Annotated in this window: 13 protein-coding genes; 7 read left to right on the top strand and 6 right to left on the bottom strand. The window is 56.8% G+C overall.

What is annotated here, in order from left to right; genetic code table 11:
- The first annotated feature begins 82 nt into the window (after positions 1-82).
- From AU11_RS10635 to AU11_RS10650, 4 genes are all read left to right on the top strand, one after another.
- Positions 83-2,260: a TonB-dependent hemoglobin/transferrin/lactoferrin family receptor gene (locus AU11_RS10635; protein WP_051687177.1), complete on the top strand. Its 2,178-nt coding sequence runs from the start codon at positions 83-85 to the stop codon at positions 2,258-2,260.
- Positions 2,261-2,518: 258 nt separating this feature from the next.
- A complete protein-coding gene (gene hutX, locus AU11_RS10640) occupies positions 2,519-3,031 on the top strand; it encodes a heme utilization cystosolic carrier protein HutX (RefSeq protein WP_231491844.1) in 513 nt (170 codons plus the stop codon).
- A 14-nt stretch (positions 3,032-3,045) separates the two neighbouring features.
- A complete protein-coding gene (locus AU11_RS10645; RefSeq protein ID WP_043319282.1) occupies positions 3,046-3,597 on the top strand; it encodes a HugZ family protein in 552 nt (183 codons plus the stop codon).
- A gap of 102 nt (positions 3,598-3,699) precedes the next feature.
- On the top strand, positions 3,700-4,104 hold the full coding sequence (locus AU11_RS10650) for a hypothetical protein (protein ID WP_043319284.1): 405 nt from the start codon (positions 3,700-3,702) through the stop codon (positions 4,102-4,104).
- Positions 4,105-4,168: 64 nt separating this feature from the next.
- Here AU11_RS10650 and fnr read toward each other — a convergent pair whose 3' ends face one another.
- The 4 genes from fnr to AU11_RS10670 all read right to left on the bottom strand — a co-directional run bounded on the left by fnr (position 4,169) and on the right by AU11_RS10670 (position 8,615).
- Positions 4,169-4,894, bottom strand: coding sequence for a fumarate/nitrate reduction transcriptional regulator Fnr (gene fnr / locus AU11_RS10655; protein WP_043319286.1), 726 nt, complete (start codon positions 4,892-4,894; stop codon positions 4,169-4,171).
- A gap of 70 nt (positions 4,895-4,964) precedes the next feature.
- Positions 4,965-6,413: an oxygen-independent coproporphyrinogen III oxidase gene (hemN, locus tag AU11_RS10660; protein WP_231491846.1), complete on the bottom strand. Its 1,449-nt coding sequence runs from the start codon at positions 6,411-6,413 to the stop codon at positions 4,965-4,967.
- A gap of 115 nt (positions 6,414-6,528) precedes the next feature.
- Positions 6,529-7,437 carry a 3-hydroxyisobutyrate dehydrogenase gene (mmsB, locus tag AU11_RS10665; protein ID WP_043319290.1) on the bottom strand — a complete coding sequence of 303 codons (909 nt, stop codon included), beginning with the start codon at positions 7,435-7,437 and terminating at the stop codon, positions 6,529-6,531.
- 68 nt (positions 7,438-7,505) lie between these two features.
- On the bottom strand, positions 7,506-8,615 hold the full coding sequence (locus AU11_RS10670) for an enoyl-CoA hydratase/isomerase family protein (protein ID WP_043319292.1): 1,110 nt from the start codon (positions 8,613-8,615) through the stop codon (positions 7,506-7,508).
- Positions 8,616-8,800: 185 nt separating this feature from the next.
- On the opposite strand from AU11_RS10670, the gene ettA reads away from it, so the two are divergent.
- Entirely contained in the window at positions 8,801-10,465 is a 1,665-nt protein-coding gene (gene ettA, locus AU11_RS10675; RefSeq protein WP_043319293.1) for an energy-dependent translational throttle protein EttA, read from the top strand.
- Positions 10,466-10,599: 134 nt separating this feature from the next.
- Complete coding sequence (locus tag AU11_RS10680; RefSeq protein WP_081848062.1) at positions 10,600-12,456, top strand: ATP-binding protein; 1,857 nt, start codon at positions 10,600-10,602, stop codon at positions 12,454-12,456.
- Positions 12,457-12,469: 13 nt separating this feature from the next.
- Here AU11_RS10680 and AU11_RS10685 read toward each other — a convergent pair whose 3' ends face one another.
- Both AU11_RS10685 and katG read right to left on the bottom strand, forming a co-directional pair.
- On the bottom strand, positions 12,470-14,161 hold the full coding sequence (locus AU11_RS10685) for a diguanylate cyclase (RefSeq protein ID WP_156035281.1): 1,692 nt from the start codon (positions 14,159-14,161) through the stop codon (positions 12,470-12,472).
- Positions 14,162-14,462: 301 nt separating this feature from the next.
- Entirely contained in the window at positions 14,463-16,679 is a 2,217-nt protein-coding gene (gene katG / locus AU11_RS10690) for a catalase/peroxidase HPI (protein ID WP_043319296.1), read from the bottom strand.
- Between the two features lie 216 nt (positions 16,680-16,895).
- Between katG and AU11_RS10695 the strand changes: the two genes are divergently transcribed.
- A complete protein-coding gene (locus AU11_RS10695; protein ID WP_043319298.1) occupies positions 16,896-17,372 on the top strand; it encodes an NYN domain-containing protein in 477 nt (158 codons plus the stop codon).
- The last annotated feature ends 15 nt before the right edge of the window (positions 17,373-17,387 follow it).

Consider the following 17,387-nt stretch of genomic DNA (forward strand, 5'->3'; position numbering starts at 1 on the left):
ATGTCCCGATTGAACACCCGGCAGCGCGAAGGCTACCAACTCGCCAAAAAAACATCAAACGATAATTGTTTGCATTTACAATATGATTTACCAGGAATATGATGCGGCGCATCCGTACCAGTTGGCAACAGCGACATACCGCCACAACGGTAATCACCAGGGAATGAAAAAAGGGGACACCACCATGGGCCAATTCAAGAGTTTGCAATTAAATCCACTTGCCGCAGTACTACTGGCACTCTGCTCGGGGACCGCCGCGGCACAGACAACCGCCACTAATAGCGAAGAGCCGATAATCCGGTTTGGCGAGATACTGGTCGCCGCAGACCGTAACCCCGCAGCACGGGAGAAAGACGCCAGTACGGTAGCGATTGAGCGCACCCAACTGGAAGAACAGCAACCGGAATCCATTGCCCAGGCCCTGAAATACGAGCCCAATATCGAAGTGATCGGCGGCCCTCGTTACTCCAACCAGGCTCCGAATATCCGCGGTCTGTCCGGCGTGCGTGTACTACAAACCATCGACGGTGCCCGCCAGAACTTCAATTCCGGCCACCGCGGCACCTACCAGCTGGATCCGGAACTGCTGAAACAGGTAGAAGTGAAGAAAGGCCCCGCCTCCAGCCTGTGGGGCTCCGGCGCCATCGGCGGTGTGGTGGCCATGTCCACCAAGAGCTCTGCGGACCTGCTGAAAAGCAGCGACACCCTGGGCGGCTATCTGAAACAGGAACTGGGCAGCAACGGTGATTCCACCGAAACCACCGCCGCCGTCTACGGCCTGGCTGGTGATTTCGATTATCTGGTAAACGGCTCCGTATCCGAGCATGACAACGTGGAAATCGGCAGTGGCGAAGAGCTGGAAAACAGCGCCAGTGAAAACACCGCCCTGCTTGCTCGCGGCGGCTTCAAGATCAGCGACAACCAGCGCATCGACCTGTCCTTCCGCCACAACAACCGCGAAGAAGGCGTACCCTCCAACCCCAATACCAACGTTGGTACCAGCTCCCCGCTGGTTGAGCGCGACATTACCGATCAGAACGTCACTGCAAATTACTGGGTACAGGCACTGGAAGGCAAACACACCTCCAAGCTCACCCTCTATCGCAACGACACCCAGTTCGACGAATTCCGCCCCACCCAGGGTGAGGATGGGCAGAACGACAACACCGAAGTCACCACCACCGGCCTCGCGTTGACCAATTCCACCAACTGGGCCACCGAAGGCCTCGACGCCCAGTGGGTTTACGGCCTCGACTGGTACCAGGATGACGTCACCACCGTGCGCGACGGCGACAACCGTCCCGAAAACCTGAATGCCGACACAAACGTCCTCGGCCTCTATGCTCAGGCCGCCTTCACCTTCGGTGACCTATTCACCCTGACCCCGGGCGTGCGCTACGACCGCTTCGAAGCCGAAAGCCAGCAGCTGAGCGAATCCGCCCGCGAAGACACCGCCGTCTCCCCATCCATCGCCGCCTCCGTCAAAGCCACCGACTGGCTGAACCTGAGCGCCAGCTACGCCAAAGCTTTCCGCGCACCGGGCGTGGAGGAGATGTACACCCAGGGCACTCACTACGCCTACGGCGACTTCAGCTTCATGGGTATGGGCTTTCTCGCCAACACGTTTATCCCCAATCCGGACCTGGAGTCTGAAGAAGCCGCCAACACCGAGCTGCGCGCCGACTTCGCCTTCAGCGGCCTCGCCACCGAAAACGACCAGCTGACCGCCAGTGCATCTGTGTTCCGCAATAAAGTGGACAACTTTATCGAGCAGGTGGTGATCAACCCGCACCCGGTTTTCGGTTTCCCGATGAATACGACGTATCTGAACGTGGACGAAGCGGAACTGAAGGGTTTTGAACTGAGCACCAACTATCTGGTGAACGACCTGGCGGTGGGCGTAAGCTACGGTCAGACCGAAGGTAAAGACCTGTCCGACGACAGTTATCTGAGCAGTATTCCCGCGGACAAGTTCGTGCTGGATGTAGGCCACTACTTCCTGCAGCGCGACCTGAAAGCAGGCCTGCGCACCTCTGTAGTTTCTGCCCAGGACCAACTGCCGGAAGAAGTGACCAACGAGTACAACAGCTACACCCTGGCCGATGCCTATGTAACCTGGGAACCGGCCGCTGGCAGCCTGAACGGTATCAAGCTGGGCCTGGCCCTGGATAACCTCACGGACGAAGAGTACCGAGTAGCCTTCCAGGAACTGTATATGCCAGGCCGCAACATTAAACTGTCTGCCAGCTACCGTTTCTGATCGAAACAGTCAAAATCGAAATCCACCACAAACGAGCGACCTCCGGGGGACTTACTTGGCAAACGATTGCCGCTAGGTTGTTTGACTAGTAAGTACCCCGAAGGCCGCGGCTCGCGGAGTCGACAGCTCCGTAGCCCGCCGAATCAGTGGTGGCCACCGCGCAAACAACCTCATCGGCAATCGTTTACGCAATGGCCACCACTGACTCGGCTATATGTGTGGTAGCGGATTAAAACGGATTATCTATTGGTATTGCTTATGCAAGACAAAGTACAGGAACTGCTTGCCAGTGAATCTGGCTTTACTCTGGAGCAAATGGCGAAACAGCTTGATACCAGCGTGCGCGAGATTATTGCCAACCTGCCGACCGAAATGGCATCCCTCGCCGGCAGCGACGCCGTCTGGCAACTGATTGAAGAACTGCCCACCTGGGGCAAAGTCACCGCCATCGTTCAGAACGAAGGCTCCGTGTTTGAATTTAAAGGCGAGTTTCCCAAAGGCAGCATTGCCCACGGCTACTACAACTTCATGCACCACAAAAACCCCTTCCACGGCCACCTGCTGGTCGAAGCGCTGGCCGAAGTCGCCTTTGTCAGCAAACCCCACCGCGGGTCCGAAAGTCACTCCATGGTCTTTCTCGCCCCCAGCGGCAACTGTGTATTCAAAGTATTCCTGGGCCGGGATGCCGAGCGCAAACTCATTCCAGAGCAGGTCGAGCGATTCAAACAATTAAAACAGCAACTGGCAGGCGCCAGTGCTGCACATTCCTGAGGGGAGATTCGGACATGACCGAACACAACGAACAACAAGCAGCGCAGAAAACCAGTGACGGCGCCGACCTGGTGGCCGAAGTTCGCGACTTTATTGCCACCCGCAAACTGCTGAACCTTGCCAGCCTCGCCGCAGACGGCCAGCCCCACGCCAGCACCGCGCCCTTTCTGGCCGCCGATGGCAATTTCTACCTGTACATCTCCGATCTGTCCGAGCACTGTGCCAACCTCAAGGCCAACAGCAAGGCGTCGGTGATATTCAATGCCGACGAAGCGGACACCAAACAGGCCTTCGCCCGCCTGCGTGTCACCTTCAATGTGGTAGCCAGTATTGTCGGCCGCGGTGAGGAACTGTGGTTGCAACGTATCGAGCAGCTACGGGAAAAATTTGGCCCGGTAATGGATCATCTGAAAGATCTGGAAGATTTCCATCTGTTCGAACTGAAACCCAGCGCCGGCCGCTACGTGAAAGGTTTCGGTCAGGCGTACGCACTGGAAGGTCTGGAAAAGCAGGTTGCCCTGCATCTGAAGGATGGCCACAAGGAGAAGAACAGCGACGCGGCCTGACCCGGCTTGCCGGCGAGGGTTGAAGTAGCGCAACAAAACTGCAACGCTATTGCAATCGTCGTTTGTTACTTTTTAGTAACAAGTAACTAAAGAGTAATAATTATGACTTCTCGAAAAGGCTTCCTGCTTCCGCTGTTGCTTCTTGCCGGATGCGCGACAAATCAGGCTCCGCAGCCTCTGACCGCGACAGGTCTGCTGGTTGAGGAAAACGGCAAGTTCTATCTGATGGGCTCGGAAGAACGCTATCACCTGAATTCGGTTCCACAACTGGATTACGAAAAGTACCTCGGCCGGGAGTTGATCGTTCAGGGGGAAATACCCCGCTACTGTCACCAGGCCTGGGAGGATTCCCTGGTAAAAGTGCACGGTGGCGCAGAGATGGTGGATTTAAACAGAGTTGACTGGTCCGAATGTCTGGAGGCCGACAAGGTCAGCCTGATAACCGCCGATGGTGCCCACCTGGTCTATGACTGGGAAGAGATCGAGCTGGAAGATTACTACTTCTGATCATCAGTGGTGGCCGGTCCGTGATAGCTCCCGTCTGTACCCCTGCCATAGGGGTACAGACAAACTAGCCCTCGTAACTACAGTGTGTTCCCGCCAGTTCACTAAGGGCAATAAGATCCTTTATCGACACCGACCGTCCCTGCACACTGATCAGCTGCTGTTTTTGAAAACGGCTGATCAGGCGGCTGACCGTTTCCGCGGTGAGACCGAGGTAGTTGGCAATATCCATACGCGACATGGAGAGCACAAACTCGCTGGCGGAATAACCGCGGCGGGAATAGCGGCTGGATATATTGATCAATAGAGCCGCCAGCCGACTTTCCGCCGAGCGCTTGCCCAAAAGCAGCAGGGCTTCATTTTCCTGTTTCAGTTCCTCGGAAAAAATGCTGTATATCTGCTTCTGCAAGGCGGGCACTTGCTGCGCAAGTCCTTCCAGCTGCGTAAACGGCAGTACGCACACACTACTTTCTTCCAGCGCTTCAGCATACCCAGGGTGAATACTGCCGCTGTAAGCATCGAGCCCCAGCAGTTCGCCCGGTAACGCAAAGTGCGTAACCTGTACATCGCCTCCGGCGCCAATGACCGCGGACTTGAAACTGCCCGAGCGAATGGCGTAAAGGTTGGTAAAAGGGTCTCCCGCGCGGAACAAAGTCTCCCCGGCTTTGATGATTTTTTTCTTGCGGGTCACCTGCTCCAGGCGCTCGATATCCCCATCGCTCAGCCCCATGGGCAGGCACAGGCGTCGAACGGAACAGTTGCCACAACTGACGGCTGAAGAAGTCTCTTTCATCTCGTTACCGGGACTTTATATTTTATGGACAGGCACCAATGCCTGCATGAATTGTATCCCCAGCATGCTGTCAAAGCACCCGCGAGTATCGGGCGTGTTGGTCCGGGCGATGCAGATAAGTATCAAATGCAGCGGCCGCATTGCGCAAAAACCAGCGCCCGCGTTCGGTGACGTAGAGGTCACGGTTATTTAATCCCAGCAGCCCGTCGGCAAACATCGGCTGTAACCGCGCCAGTTCCACGGCAAAAGCATGCTCAAATGGCTGCCCGGTTCTGGCCTGGATGTCCGATCGGCTCACTCGCAGATGGCACATCAACTCCATGATCAACCACTGGCGGAGTCGATCGTCATCACTGAGATTCCAACCTCGAGCGATGGCCTCTCCACGCTCTTGGATAGCCGCCGCATATTCCTTGTTACTGTGATGGTTCTGCCAGTAGCCATCGCGGCTGTAACTGATCGCCGACGCTCCCAGCCCCACCAGAGCATCCGCCGGCATCAGCGTATACCCCTGAAAATTCCGCGCCAGCCGCTTCTCTTCTGCGGCCCTGGCAAGCGCATCATCGGGTCGCGCAAAGTGATCCATCCCCAGAAAGACGTAGCCGGCCCCAGTCAAGCGCTGGCTGGCCGCGAGTTGCATGGCTATCTTATGCGACGGCGGCGGCATTAAATCCGAGTTGATCAGGCGTTGCGCCTTAAACCGGTCCGGCAAATGCGCGTAGTGATACAGCGCAATACGGTCTGGCGCCAGGTCCAGTACCGTATCCAGTGTTTTATCGAGGCTTGCCACATCCTGCCCGGGTAAACCGTAAATCAGGTCATAGGAAATGGACCCAAATCCGCACTGGCGGGCCGCTTCGGTCAGAAGGCGCACCTGTTCCGGACTGCAGATGCGGTTGATTGCGCGCTGCACGCTCGGATTGAAATCCTGAATTCCGAGACTCAGGCGGTTGAATCCAAGCTCTCTCAACGTCTCCAACGTTTCGCACTCCAGCACCCGCGGGTCCGCCTCGATGCTGTATTCCACTTGATCACCACTGCGCAAATCGAATACGTCCCCCAAACCGAACATCAGGCGGCGCAGGTCACCGTCGTTCAGAAAGGTTGGTGTACCGCCACCCAGATGCAACTGCACAACCGGCGCACGCGCCACACGTGTGCGATACCACTCGGCTTCACGCAGCACATGGTCGAGATAACTCGAGGCGAGACCGTACTGCTGAGTGATGACTTTGTTGCACGCGCAGAAATAACACAGGGACCGACAGAACGGGATGTGTACATACAGCGACAGCGCCTGTACAGAATTCAGCGCATCCCAGGGTTGTGTGCCGCTATCGTTTGCGCACAGCGCACGGAACCGGTCTGCGGTCGGGTAAGAGGTATAGCGCGGACAGGGGCCAGCATAGCGCTCGAGCAACCCGGTGTTGAGGACCGCTGCCGGACTCCCCTCCTGGTTACCCGTGAGGTCGCTCGACCTGCCCGGGTGGGGCATTGTAGAACCGTCTGCATCGGCCATCTGGAAATACCTCTGATCCGTTTTTTCTCTGGAAATTGGATCAGCGTACGTTACGCAGTAGCGGGCCCTGGTACTTGATCCAAATCAATCCCCAGGAAATTCCCCGCTGCTTTTATCAGTCTCCCGCTGGCCGACGGAACAGGTTCTGAATGGAGGAAAAATCCAGAGCGCGATTGATGGGATCGCCACCGTGAAGTTGATAGAGGTTCTTCGCCAGGGCACCCAAGGGCGTAGACGAGGCACTACCCGCCGCGGTATCCATGGCCAGCCCCAGATCTTTCAGCATCAACGCCACGGAAAAACCACCCTGATACTCCCGCGAAGCAGGCACATTGTCCATCACGCCGGGATAGGGGTTGTACTTCTCCAGCGACCAGTTGCCACCGGAACTGGCGCCCATGATTTCCGACAGCACCGCCGGGTCCAGACCGTTATCCACCCCCAGCTGCAGAGCTTCAGCGGTACCGATCATATGAATGGCGAGCAGCATGTTGTTGCAGATTTTCGCCACCTGCCCGGAGCCTGCGGGCCCCGCGTGAAAGATATTCGCCCCCATGGCTTCCAGCACCGGCCGCGCCCGCTCGATGGACCTTTCATCACCACCGCACATAAAAGAAAGCGTACCGGCAGTGGCCGCTGCGGTGCCACCGGATACTGGCGCATCCAGTGCATCAATACCGCGCTCGCCGGCAGCGGCGATCAGTTGGCGGGCATCGTTGGCGGCGATAGTGGAGCAATCGATCAGCAGGGTCTTGGCATCCATCGCCTGCAACAGGCCGTGTACTCCGAGATATAAAGAGCGCACCGCCTCACCACTCGGCAGCATGGACACCACCGCATCGGCACCTTCGATTGCCGCGTGCGCGCTGTCTGCTTTCGCACAACCGTTTTCTACCGCGCTGTCCAGCATCGGTGCCGACAGATCAAACGCAGTTACCCTGAAACCTTGCTTTACCAGGTTCGCCGCCATGGGACCGCCCATATTGCCGAGGCCGATAAAGGCGATGTTTTTGATTGGGTACATGTTTCCCTCTCCATTTATTTATTATTTTTCTAGTTTAGCTCGTGGATGCGCTGCGCTTATCCACCGATTTACTCAAGGTTCGCCAGTGGATTCTCTCCTTCCCAAGGCTCGACAAAACAAGCCTCAACCTGCTCCGCGGTAACCTCATCTATCTGCGCGGGCTGCCACTGCGGGTTGCGATCCTTATCGATCAACAGCGCGCGCACGCCCTCTTTTACCTGGCCATTGCTGCACATATTCATTGCCAGCGCCAGTTCCATCTGCAGCACCTGCGCCAGAGACATATGCCGGGCCCGGCGCAGTTGTTCCCACACGATCCACGCGGTAAGCGGGCAGCCTGCTTTCAGGGTTTTGGCGGCACGCTGCAGCCAGGGATCTTCCCCGCTGTAGCCGACGATATCCCGGTACACCTCCGGCAGCGTCGCTGCATCCGTGAGCTGCTGGATCACATCGTAGTGTTCGCGCAGATTCGGCGCCGGGTGATCCGCCGCGTCCAATTCCAGGGACTGCACCGCGCGGCTGACCCGGGCGTGGTCCTGCTGATCCCCCCCAGCAAATTCCAGCACCGCCAGTTTGTCGATCAACGCCTGTTTCGCATCACTCGGCAACAGGCGGTCCGCCATGCCGCAATACAGCGCATCGGTGCCGTTGAACTGGGCACCGGTGAGGCCGAGAAACAGACCAGTGCGGCCGGGCATCCGGTTCAGAAACCAGCTGCCGCCCACGTCCGGAAACAGGCCAATGGTGATTTCCGGCATTGCCATGCGGGTGGACTCGGTAACGATGCGGTGACTGGCACCACTCATAATGCCGATACCACCACCCATCACGATGCCATTGCCCCACACCACGATCGGTTTGGAGTAAGTATGAATGCGGTAGTCGAGCCGGTACTCGTGGGTAAAAAAGTCCTGCACAAATCGGCTCGCACCCTGCTCACCGTAGCTGCCGGACTCCCGGTGCAACGCCACCACATCGCCACCGGCGCACAATGCCTTCTCCCCTGCCCCGTCGATCCAGATACAGCCAACACTCTCATCCTGCTCCCAGGCATCGAGCTGGGCGGCGAGAATATCGATCATATCGAGATTCAGGGCATTGAGTGCTTTGGGCAGATTCAGCGTCAATTTACCAAGCGCGCCCTGGCGCTCAACGAGTACGGGTGATTCCTGGGTCATAATGGTTCCCAACTGTTTTACTTGGGATAAAGTTAAACATAGTTGGGGTGATGGTGGCATTACCCGGGGCTTCCCCGAAAGGTGACCTTACCGGCGATTAAAAAAGCACCACTAAGCGCAGGTTGAAGTTTTCCAACAAACTGATAACTTGCGCGCAAATTCTGACCGACTGGATTAGAGCTCTAATGGCTGAATACGTATACACAATGAACCGCGTGGGCAAGGTTGTTCCGCCCAAGCGTGAGATTCTGAAAGATATTTCCCTGTCCTTCTTCCCCGGCGCCAAAATCGGCGTACTGGGCCTGAACGGCGCCGGCAAATCCACCCTGCTGCGCATCATGGCCGGGGTCGATCAGGACTATAACGGTGAAGCCCGCGCCATGCCCGGCATCAACGTCGGCTACCTGCCCCAGGAACCGCAACTGGACCCATCCAAAAACGTGCGCGGCAACGTCGAAGACGGCATGCGCGAAGCCATCGACGCCCTCGCCGGCCTGGAACAGGTCTACGCCGACTACGCAGAACCCGACGCCGACTTCGACGCCCTGGCCAAGAAACAACAGCAGTTCGAAGACGTGATCCAGGCCTGGGATGCCCACAACCTGGAGCATCGCCTGGAAGTGGCCGCCGACGCTCTGCGCCTGCCGCCCTGGGACGCCGACGTGAACAACCTGTCCGGTGGTGAGAAACGCCGTGTGGCCCTGTGCCGTCTGCTTCTGTCGCGCCCGGACATGCTGCTGCTGGACGAACCCACCAACCACCTGGACGCGGAATCCGTGTACTGGCTGGAGCGCTTCCTGCACGACTTCGAAGGCACCGTGGTGGCCATTACCCACGACCGCTACTTCCTCGACAATGTCGCCGGCTGGATTCTGGAACTGGACCGCGGCCACGGCATTCCCTGGGAAGGCAACTACACCACCTGGCTGGAACAGAAAGAGAAGCGCCTGGAGCAGGAGCAGAAAGGTGAGCAGGCCCGCGCCAAGGCCATGCAGAAAGAACTGGAGTGGGCCCGTCAGAACCCGAAAGGCCGCCAGTCCAAAAACAAGGCCCGTCTGTCCCGCCTGGAAGAAATGCAGTCCCAGGAATTCCAGGCCCGCAACGAGACCAACGAGATCTACATTCCACCGGGCGAGCGCCTGGGTGACAATGTGATCGAGCTGGTCAACGTGAGTAAATCCTTCGGCGACCGCGTACTGATCGACAACCTGTCGTTCCGTGTGCCCAAGGGCGCCATCGTCGGCATCGTTGGCGGTAACGGCGCGGGTAAGTCCACCCTGTTCCGTATGATCAACGGTACCGAAAAGCCGGACTCCGGTGAAATCAAGATCGGGGAAACCGTACAGATTGCCAGTGTCGACCAGAGCCGCGAAAACCTGGATGACAACAAGACCGTGTGGGAAGCCGTGTCCGACGGACACGATATGCTCAAGATCAACAACTACGAAGTTGGGTCGCGCAATTACATCGGCCGCTTCAACTTCAAGGGTTCCGATCAGCAGAAACGCGTGGGCGAACTGTCCGGTGGTGAACGCGGCCGTCTGCACCTGGCCTACACCCTGAAGCAGGGCGCCAACGTGCTGCTGTTGGACGAACCGTCCAACGACCTGGACATCGAAACCCTGCGCGCACTGGAAGAAGCCCTGCTGAGCTTCCCCGGTTGCGCCATGGTGATCTCGCACGACCGCTGGTTCCTGGACCGGGTGGCCACCCACATTCTGGCCTACGAAGGCGACAGCAATGTGGTGTTCTTTGAGGGCAACTACACCGAGTACCACGAGGACTTCGTGGCCCGCAATGGTGAGAATGCCACACCGCATCGGATGCAGTACAAGAAACTGAAGACCTGAGCCATCCCCAGGTGGCAGAATTAAAGCCCGCACCCGCGGGCTTTTTTATTGGCGCGTAACCAGATTGCAATATTGCCGGTATTCACTGAATTGCGTAATGTGGTGAAAAAAACAATCCCGATCAATACCGGCCTATGAATAACTCCACAGGTGTCCAACGTCCCTCAGGGCACAAATTGCTTCCTATTGCGGTGCTCACGGCAACGTTGATCGGCATCAGTGAGTGGGCGGTGGATACCTGGGTTCCACAGCGTAGCGCCCCTCTCGGTCTGACCGTTCGAATCGTTTTCGTCACTCTCCTTCTGGTCACCCTCTGGCATTATCTGCTGCGCCGACAGCGCAAGCTCAACCGGCAACTGACGGAGTTGCTGCAGCATCAGGAAAAGCTGAATGCACGCTATCAGCGGGAACTGCTGGAGCGGGAAGCCACCGAGTTGGCGCTTTCCGATCAACTGCACTTTCTGCAGGTTCTTACAGACGCCATTCCTGCGCCAATTTTCTACAAGGATGCCAAGGGGATCTACACCGGCTGCAACCGGGCGTTTGAGGAGTTTCTCGGTAAACCCCGCAGCGAAATTATTGGCCGCTCCGTATTTGGTGTATCCCCCGGCCCCCAGGCCAAGATCTATCACGAAAAGGACCTCGAGTTGATGCACCAGCGTGGCCATCAGGTGTATGAATCCCAGGTCGTTTACGCGGACGGCACACTGCACGATGTGGTCTTCAACAAAGGGGCCTACACACTGGAAGATGGTCGCGTTGGGGGATTGATCGGCGTCATTCTGGATATTACCGAGCGCAAAAAACTGGAGCGCGATCTGCTGGCGGCAAAGGAAAAGGCGGAATTTTTCAGCCGTTCGAAAACCCGCTTCCTGACCAATATGAGTCATGAGATCCGCACCCCACTCAACGCCATCGTCGGGTTCAGTCAGGTGCTGCAAAGCCGTAGTGCAGGCGTTGAATTACCCCGGGATTTTCACTCCTTTCTGGAAAAAATCGCCATCAGCGGTCAGCGACTGGCGGAACTGGTCAACGATGTGCTGGATATTTCCCGCATTGAAGCGGGCAAGATCGAGGCGGTCAATGAAGACTTTCCTCTGCAGCGGCTACTGCAGTGTATTCTGGTTTCCTGCGAGCCCGAGGCTATACGCCAGGGAGTGCGTATCCACTGCGATATCGATCCGACGCTGCCAGAATACATCCAGTGCGACCGGGGGAAACTCTCCCAGATCCTGATCAACTTGATCGCCAATGCGGTGAAGTTCTCACCCGCCAACAGTACCGTCGAGCTCCGTCTGAAAAATCACAACAACGCGCAACTGGTGATCGAGGTAAGGGACCGCGGCATTGGTATTGCGCCAGAGCAGCAGGCGATTATTTTTGAGCCCTTCGAGCAGGTGGACAAATCTCACCTGGGGCAAACACGGGGTAGCGGCCTCGGCCTGCCCATCACCCGCAGCCTGGTAGAACTGCTCGGCGGAAATATCAGCCTTACCAGTGATGGTAGTTCCGGCACCAGTTTCAAGGTCGAATTACCGTTGCAAGAAGGTAACCCCGCTCCAGCGGAGGTAATCACAGGAGATTCACGTTCAACGGAACTTGTCGGCCGGCAAGTGCTCGTGTTTGAAGACAACCCGTTAAACCAGGCACTGATGCAGGCGTTTTGTGACGATGTCGGGCTCTGCGCCACCTTTGTGGCGGATGGTCGAGAGGGAATTGAGAAGGCCCGGGTATTGCAACCGGATCTGGTCTTTATGGATGTGCAACTACCTGGCCTCAGCGGTATCGAGGCAACCAGACAGATTCGGGAGGATCCGGAAATAGGCGATACCCCGATCATCGGACTCTCGGCGGCGGCGTTTAGTGACCAGCAGAATATGGCCATGGAAGCGGGCATGAATGCCTACCTGACAAAACCAATCGCATTCCCACAGCTCATCGCCACGATCAAGAGTCATGTCACACGGCTCAATCGGGTGACCTCCGACTAAGCCCGCGGTTCATTCAATGCACTTCGACTAAAGGCCCGGCCTGCTGAGGTGAAGGCTCGCTATCTCCACTCATCACAACCTGGTTTCGCCCTCCTTCTTTAGCCAGATACAAGGCGCTGTCCGCCGCCTCAAACAACTGTATGGGGGATTGATAATTACCCTTCTCGTAACTCGCCACCCCGATACTGACACTCAGGGGAACACCATCGCAGTTCATTTTCCCTACAGCATCCAAAAGTCGCCCGGCGATTCTGTTAGCGGTCTGTTTATCACAGCCGGGTAACAGTACCGCGAATTCCTCACCACCATACCGACACGCAACCGCCGGCTTTCGTACCAGCTTGCTTGCCAGTTGCCCGACAGCCCGCAATGCCTCATCGCCCCGCGCGTGCCCGAGTTGATCATTGATGGCCTTGAAGTGGTCGAGATCCAGTACGACCAAGGCGAGTGGTGTTTCCTGACGTGCAGCCAGTGAAAACTCTTTGGCAAGCAGCTCATCGAAATGGCGTCGATTGAACAGCCCGGTCAACTGATCCGTATGCCCCTGGCGCTGGATTTCACCAACCCGTGCACCCAGGGCAAGGGACAATAAGACCATCTCGATCAATGCTCCCACCTGAAAAGCGTTGTGGGTAACGGCATTGTGGGGCAACAGGCCGAACGTCTTGAAAATGTACATGACCACCGTCCACATCAAGGTGATCCAGGCAATCAGAAAGTAGCGCGCAGAAACGGAGCCACGCCAGACACTGACGGCTCCCACCGACAGTGATGTCAATGAAACGATCAGGGCGGCGACCGAGAAGATCTCTGTCATGGTTGCATAGTCACCGAGGGGCGCAAGCACCGTCAAAGCAATGGTCCCATAACGCAACAGGCCGCAGAACTTATCCACCTGTGGCGCCAGCTGTTTTACGTTGCAGATCAGGCGCGCAAACTGAATGGCGAACGTCAGGGTCAAGCCGAGGGCAAGTAACAGCGCGCGATTTGCCAGCCAAGGGTATTCGGGCCAGATAAACTGAAAGGTAAAGCCGTTCAATACCGCAAAAAACAGGCCGCAGCAGATGCTGTACCCCATATAGTAGGCGTAGGCGGGGTCTCGCAGAGCCAGGAATAAAAACAGGTTGTACAGCACTAACACCAGAAACCCGCCGTAATATATCCCGTACAGCAGTTGCTCAAGGCCCAGGCGTGGCAGGTATGCCTGCTGACTGCTCACCGATAGCCCGATGTTGATGCTACCGGCAGAAGCAAAACGAAGATAAAAGGTCTGCTGGCTGTGCGCGGGCAAAGTGACGGGAAATACGTAATCCCGCAATGCCAGCGGACGGCTGGTAAAAGGCTGGTGATCTCCGGTGCGTATATGGTGCCAATCACCATTGCCAGTCGGTGCCCAGAAATCCAGATGATCCATCAAGGGGTAATCCTGGCGGATGACCAGGGGTAGGTCATTTTCGCTGGAATTCTTTAAGGTAAAGGCAACCCAGTAGGCTGCATCGCTGAAGCCGAAGTTGGCGGCGCTTCGATCGAGTGGGGTTAATCTGTCGGCAAGTGCTGCGGCGTTCAGGGAATCCGCCGGCAGTACATGTTTCCGGTCCACATACAGCTGTATATAGGGAGTAAGAGAGAGCGGAGGTTGGTCGGGAGCGACCTCAAGGATTTCCGCGCGGGCGAGAAGTGGCGCGGCAAGCCACATTGTGCACATTAGTATTGCGCGGGTACAGCACAGGAGAGCACCGATCAGTTTCATCCGAAAACCTAACCCAGTGAAATCAAATCTTCCGCAGCAGCCCACACTTTTCATTATTGTGCCTTGCCACCAGCTCTGCTACGCCTGCTGAACAGGTTCAGAAATACTATCACAACCTTCCTGCAGGCCTGCAAAATGACAGCGCAGCCATTCCATATGCATCGAAAAAGGGCAGCCGATGGCTGCCCTTGTCAATTGCCACGTCCTGATTGTGGCGATACGCTATCCGTGCAGATTCACCCTGTGAGGGTCTGGGTTACTTGAGATCGAAGCGGTCAAGTGTCATTACCTTGGTCCACGCTTGAACGAAATCATTGACAAACTTTTCGTCGTTGTCATTGGTTGCGTACATTTCAGCGACCGCCCGCAGTTCGGAGTTGGACCCGAAAATCAGATCCACCGGGGTGGCAGTCCACTTGAGTTCGCCGGTGCTGCGATCCTTACCCTCGTACAGCCCCTTCTCGCGGTCAGACTTGGACCATTTGGTGTCCATGCTCAGCAGATTCACGAAAAAGTCGTTGCTGAGGGTGCCCGGCTTGTCGGTAAACACACCGTGCTTACTGCCGTTGTAGTTGGCCCCCAGGGTACGCATACCACCGACCAGAACGGTCATCTCCGGCACGCTCAGGTCCAGCAGGTTGGCGTTATCGATCAGCATATCCACCGGCGCAAGGTGCGCTTCCTCGCTGTAGTAGTTACGGAAACCGTCTGCCTTGCGCTCCAGATAGCCGAAGGACTGAACATCGGTCATTTCCTGGGTGGCATCGTTGCGGCCCGGCTTGAACGGTACGCGCACCTCATAGCCAGCCTGCTTCGCCGCCTGCTCGATCGCCGCCGCTCCTGCAAGCACGATCATGTCTGCCATTGAGATCTTTTTGCCGCCGCGTGCCTTGCGGTTAAAGTCCTGTTGAATAGCCTCCAACCCAGTCAAAACCTTATCCAGTTCCTGTGGGTTGTTTACCGCCCAATCCTTCTGCGGAGCAAGGCGAATACGCGCACCGTTGGCGCCACCACGCATGTCGGTAATACGGAAAGAAGATGCGGATGCCCAGGCAGTGCGTACCAGCTCTGGAACCGTGAGACCACTATCCAGTACTTGCGCTTTCAGGCGCTGAACATCACGATCGTCCACCAGCTTGAAATCCACTTCCGGGATCGGGTCCTGCCAGCTCAGAACTTCCGCCGGCACCTCATCTCCCAGATAGCGCGCACGCGGACCCAGGTCGCGGTGAGTGAGCTTGAACCAGGCTTTGGCAAAGGCCTGCTGGAACTCATCCGGATTCTTGTGGAAACGCTCGGCAATCTCTTTGTACTTCGGATCAAAACGCATCGAGAGATCCGTGGTAAACATCATTGGCGCATGTCGTTTGCCGTCGACGTGTGCATCGGGGACAAATTTCACCTGTTCCGCATTTTCGGGTTCCCACTGGGTGTGGCCCGCCGGGCTCTTGGTTTTCACCCATTCAAATCCGAACAGGTTGTCGAGAAACTGGGAGCTCCAGGCGATCGGGTTTGCTGACCAGGCACCCTCCAATCCTGAGGTCACCGTGTCTTCCGAGTGGCCCTTGCCACATTTATTTTCCCAGCCGAACCCCTGCTGCTCGATAGGCGCATCACCGGGCGCCGCACCAATACACTTCTCCGGCTTGTGCGCACCGTGCGCCTTGCCGAAGGTATGCCCCCCGGCAATCAGAGCCACGGTTTCTTCATCACTCATGGCCATGCGGGCAAAGGTATCGCGAATACGGTGACCCGCAGCAACCGGGTCTGGATTACCGTTGGGGCCTTCCGGGTTGACGTAGATAAGCCCCATGTGGTCTGCCGCCAATGGCTTCTCCAGCTTGCCCCCATCAAAGCGCTTATCATTGCCCAACCACTCGCGCTCAGAACCCCAGTAGACAACATCGGCTTCCCAATCGTCCTCACGGCCACCGGCGTAACCAAACGTCTCGAAACCCATGGATTCCAGGGACACATTGCCGGCCAGCACCATCAGGTCGGCCCAGGAAATAGCGTTGCCATATTTCTGCTTTACCGGCCACAGCAGACGACGAGCCTTATCCAGGCTGACGTTGTCGGGCCAACTATTCAGCGGTTCAAACCGCTGCTGACCACCGCCGGCACCACCGCGACCATCGTACACACGGTAGGTCCCGGCACTGTGCCAGGCCATACGAATGAAGAAAGGGCCATAGTGACCGTAGTCGGCCGGCCACCAGTCCTGAGATGTGGTGAGCACCTGCTCGATGTCTTTCTTGACAGCATCGAGATCCAGCTTGCTGAACGCTTCCGCGTAGTCGAAGTCGGCGCCCATGGGGTTCGACTTTTCCGCATTCATTCGCAGAGGTTGCAGGTCAATGCGGTTGGGCCACCAGTCCTGGTTGGACATCGGCTCGCCAGAAGGTGCTGCGTTCGCGTTGACAGAGAGGGCAGTCGACAGGGCGACGGCCAGTGAAAGGGATTTCTTGAGCATTGGATTGCGTTCCTTACGGCATAATCTATCGGACAACTGAATCCTATAGGCCCACACAATCACCTTGAAATTGGATGTTATTATTGCCCCAATAAACAGTAGCAATTAAAGTTACTCCGCTTATAGTCCACGGATATCAACGCGATAGCCTCTAACAATTTCCTTGCAAAAGAATCAGAATGCTCCATTTCTCCAAACCGGTACGGTGCCACAGGCATGCAAAAAGTCGCGATCTTTGTTGATGTCCAGAATGTGTATTACACCGCGCGCCAGGCATTTCAACGCAACTTTGATTACAACGCATTCTGGGCCCAGGCTACCGAGGGGCGGGAGGTGATCTACGCCGCCGCCTACGCTATCGACCGTGGGGATAAAAAGCAGCGGGAATTCCAGAATATTCTCAGAGCCATCGGCTTCGAGGTGAAACTGAAACCTTTTATCCAGCGCTCCGATGGTTCTGCCAAAGGCGACTGGGATGTGGGAATCACCATCGATGCTCTGGAGCGGAGCGCCGCAGCCGATGTGATCGTACTGGTTTCCGGGGATGGGGACTTTGACCTGCTGGTGGAGACGTTACGAACCGGGCGCGGAAAAACTGTGGAGGTATACGGCGTTGCCCCGCAAACATCGACATCCCTCATCAGCGCGGCCAATCAGTTTTTTCCGATTGGGGAACGCCTCCTGTTGCGCTGACGCTTGCCGGTAATG

The sequence above is a fragment of the Microbulbifer sp. HZ11 genome (assembly GCF_000708675.1).
GTDB lineage: Bacteria > Pseudomonadota > Gammaproteobacteria > Pseudomonadales > Cellvibrionaceae > Microbulbifer.